Below are 1,646 nucleotides of genomic sequence, written 5' to 3' on the forward strand. Positions count from 1 at the left end.
CTGTGGACCTATTACGAGAAGCGCGATCTCGTCGAAAACAAGGAAAAGGCCGCGCTCAAGCGGTTCGAAGATCCCGAACTCGCGCCGCGGATCGAGGCCATGGCGAAGAAGGTCGCGCAGGAATTTCTGCCCTTCGACTACGGCCGCATCGAATTCCGCCTCGATCTCAAGACCGGCGACATCAATTTCATCGAGATCAATCTCAACTGCAATCTCTGGTCGGAAAAGGTCATGGCCAAGGCCGCCGCCCATGCGGGCTTCAGCCATGCCGATCTGATCGAAACGCTGCTTGCCGAAAGCTGGCGGCGCAACGGATTAATGCAAAATTGAGCCAGTTGGGCTCAATCAGTCGCGCCGCCCAATTATTGCTTAATACCTTCCAAGCCTGTCCGAACTGCCGCGAGCAAATCTCCGTCAGCGACAGGCTTGGCCAACATTACGCTTCGGTCGAAGCCGGCCTCATGCCAATCGCCCACGCTGTCTCCTGAAACAAACACGATCGGGAGGTCTTCAAGCTGTGATCGGGCATGGCGGGCCACATCCCAGCCGTCAGGCCCATCTCCCAGCCTGATGTCCGTGAGCAAGATCCCGATCCTACCTGCGTAGGTGTCGAGCAGCGCCATCGCTTCGGATGCATCGCCCGCTTCGAGCACCGCAAAGCCCGCGCCTTCGAACATGTCCATGAGAGCGAGGCGGATTAGCGGCTCGTCCTCGACGATCAAGATTGTAGGTTGGAGACTCAAACTATCGCACCGGCTGAAGCGACCCAGCACTGGCCCGAAGGCTTTGCGAGGCCGTTTCGTTCCTGCATTCTGAAGTTTAGTTAACGCTGTTGCTCTTTTGCACAAGCTGGCAATTACAACATCTTGCACATCGATGAAGGGAGGCCGTGCATGCAAGATGGGCTTGACGATCTAGCTGCTCGTGCCCGCGAGGTGGCCGAAAAGGCAATCGCTGCAAAGAACGGGAAACCAACGAGCCTCGACGCGCTGCATAAGGCCATGATGGCTTATCGCGCAGCCGCGGTGAAATACATCGCGCATCCCTCGGTGGGCGACTTTGTTCGTGCAGATGCCACAAGGCACGACGGAGAAACCCGTCAGGCCGTCGAGCAAATAGCTGCTCTGATCGACCAGCTGAACGAGCTGAACTGATCGAAGACCGATTGGGGTGCTGGATGGCAGATGGCACGCGATTCAGAATTTCTAATGTTACGGTCGTTGACGGCCAGCCCGCTCGTGACATGTGCCGGGCTCGGTCAATCCATCCCGTCCGAAACCGAGCTCCCGCAGGCTTGCGCTCATCGGTGAGCAACGCCAAAGGCACCCGATGCGTGGTCTTCGCGATCCCATCCGCCTGATACCGGTGCTCTTCCTCTGCGCCATCGCACTGGGAACGCTTGTGCTTAGTCTCCCTTGGGCCACCACTGAAGGCATACGTGCCCCGTTTCTGACTGCCCTGTTCACAGCCACGTCGGCGGTCGCAGTGACCGGTCTCATCGTGGTCGATACACCGACCTATTGGTCGCCATTCGGGCAAGGAGCCATCCTGTTGATGTTTCAGTTGGGTGGCCTTGGGATAATGACGGCAGCCACGTTGCTGGGGCTGATGGCAGGAAGAGGCTTCGGCTTGCGCGACCGCATGGC

Annotated in this window: 2 protein-coding genes and 2 pseudogenes; 3 read left to right on the forward strand and 1 reads right to left on the reverse strand. The window is 58.4% G+C overall.

Annotated elements, in window-relative coordinates; translation table 11 throughout:
* A pseudogene (locus K3181_RS15515) lies at positions 1–330 on the forward strand (D-alanine--D-alanine ligase family protein); the annotation flags it as partial.
* Between the two features lie 32 nt (positions 331–362).
* Here K3181_RS15515 and K3181_RS15520 read toward each other — a convergent pair.
* Positions 363–722 (reverse strand): response regulator, encoded by a 360-nt coding sequence (locus K3181_RS15520; RefSeq protein WP_221604043.1) that lies wholly within the window; start codon positions 720–722, stop codon positions 363–365.
* Between the two features lie 171 nt (positions 723–893).
* On the opposite strand from K3181_RS15520, the gene K3181_RS15525 reads away from it, so the two are divergent.
* Both K3181_RS15525 and K3181_RS15530 read left to right on the forward strand, forming a co-directional pair.
* The gene (locus tag K3181_RS15525) at positions 894–1,154 is read left to right on the forward strand and encodes a hypothetical protein (RefSeq protein WP_221604044.1); all 261 of its coding nucleotides are present in this window, start codon (positions 894–896) and stop codon (positions 1,152–1,154) included.
* A 175-nt stretch (positions 1,155–1,329) separates the two neighbouring features.
* Positions 1,330–1,646, forward strand: a pseudogene (locus tag K3181_RS15530) (TrkH family potassium uptake protein); the annotation flags it as partial.

It is taken from the genome of Qipengyuania mesophila (assembly GCF_019711655.1).
GTDB classification, from domain to species: domain Bacteria; phylum Pseudomonadota; class Alphaproteobacteria; order Sphingomonadales; family Sphingomonadaceae; genus Qipengyuania; species Qipengyuania mesophila.

Coding starts and splice junctions, on each gene's coding strand:
- K3181_RS15525 (WP_221604044.1), top strand. CDS start 894: ATGCAAGATGGGCTTGACGATCTAGCTGCTCGTGCCCGCGAGGTGGCC.